This is a genomic window from Ferruginibacter sp. (assembly GCF_014377975.1).
Taxonomy (GTDB): Bacteria; Bacteroidota; Bacteroidia; order Chitinophagales; family Chitinophagaceae; genus Ferruginibacter.
Map to the genome: position 1 here is coordinate 1 of NZ_JACMOO010000422.1, position 1,733 is coordinate 1,733.

A 1,733-nucleotide genomic window follows, 5' to 3' on the forward strand; every position below is an offset into this window, starting at 1 on the left:
ACATAAATGCCTTTTTCGTGATTATCGTTGTAGGGATTATTAAAAGGTGCCTCAGTTCCCCCTTTAACCATTATTTGGAAAGCAACCGGACTCAGTATCTTTTTCCATTCACTTTCAGTTTTTTTTATCGGGTAGCTCTTAACCTGTTTCTTGCGGGTTTGTCCGCAGCTTGTGCCTGCAAGTAGAATTAAAAATGCGGTAATACTCAATATATTTTTCATCTGTTTATTTTTTGTTTTTTATTGGTGATGAACCGATCATGATTTGATAATCATACCCCTGCGGGTTTTGGCAAAATCATGATGGTTTGATAGTTTTTAATAAAAACCTTAATTGGAAATATCTTATAATAATATTTACGTAAAGCATGAATGCTTGGTTTTATAATTGTTATTGTAACCCTTGCTAAATTCCGACATGTATTTAAATGAAGGATTTCATTGAATTATTTCTGTTATCGTTAATAATTGGGTCATTTATAAGCTCTCAGATTTTTCAATATGTTACAATTCACCTTCCTGCTTGTATTGGATGGGTCTTTCGCCTCTCTTAAAGACTTCATAAGACTTTTGTGATTGCAATCTTCCATCCATTCTTATACAGATACCTGTTTTGATGAAGATATTCAACCAGATGAGTTCTGATGTATTCTCTGACAACACCTCTATCGGTTTATCTGATAGTAGTTGGTGCAACATCAGAGATTATTAGACGGGAGCACTTAGTTAATAGGGAAATACTGGTCGTAAAATGTTCCCAGCAATCATTGCAAGTCCAGTTGCTTTTTACAGAAGTGACTAACCTAACCCCAGCTCATCTCTTCAATATAAATTACATGATATATTTGATGCTACTGCGAATACTCTTATTACAATATCAAAAACATTTTACCAGCCCGGAGCAAAGGTCAACCCAAATACGCCAGCTTTAATATCTGACCTCTGGAATGGTATTGCGTAATAGGGTTCTAATACAAAGTATCCGAACACATTAACACGCAATGAAATACCAGTACTCATCGCAGGAACACGTTCCGGATACGCTCCTGCTCCAGTACCTACCATTTGCGGTTGTCTATGGAAAGCTACTTTTGAATCACTATCATAGGCTAATCCCATGTCGAAGAATAAATTGAGATCTGAGAACAGGAATTTGGATGCGATTTGAGCCAACTTTGCCGGTCCGGTAAACGGAAGGCGAATCTCAAAGTTTGCAACAGCAATACGCGATCCAACTAACTGATTGATATCAAAGCCATTGGTGGGTGCAGAGCCATTGTTTTTATAGAACGAATTTGCCTCGTATCCTCTAATCAGGAACCCGTTACCGGCATACATCTGAAAAAGACGACTTTCGTCACGTCCAAATCTGGAATAAGTATATAATCTTGCAGCCAAGGTAATTGGCTTTAACCTCACATATCTACGCCCGTCTGCCGTTAAGGCACTTAATTTGAAATCACCCATATAATTTTCAATCCCCAAGCGGTATCTGAACCCATCTAAAGGTGATGTAAGGCCGGAAAAGGAGTTATCGCCTACAAAGGCTGCATTAAGTTGAACGGTGGTAAATGCATTAAAAGGGGTTCCATAGGTTTGTTCCGCTTCCTCACGCGACACTTTCCCTTTATCCTGACCAATCGGAAATCCGATGGTGCCATTGTTAAATTCGTAGTAGTTACTGAACCGATCGATCCTATAACTGTAACGCGAAAGTCCGCTGCCTGTTTCAAA

General features: G+C 38.6%; 2 protein-coding genes. Both read right to left on the reverse strand.

Going from position 1 to position 1,733, the window contains the following annotated elements; translation table 11 throughout:
• A partial coding sequence (locus H7254_RS20670) for a peptide-methionine (R)-S-oxide reductase (protein WP_301934779.1) occupies positions 1–221 on the reverse strand: 221 nt, incomplete at its 3' end.
• A 666-nt stretch (positions 222–887) separates the two neighbouring features.
• The coding region (locus tag H7254_RS20675; RefSeq protein WP_301934780.1) for a hypothetical protein at positions 888–1,733 on the reverse strand (846 nt) is incomplete at its 5' end.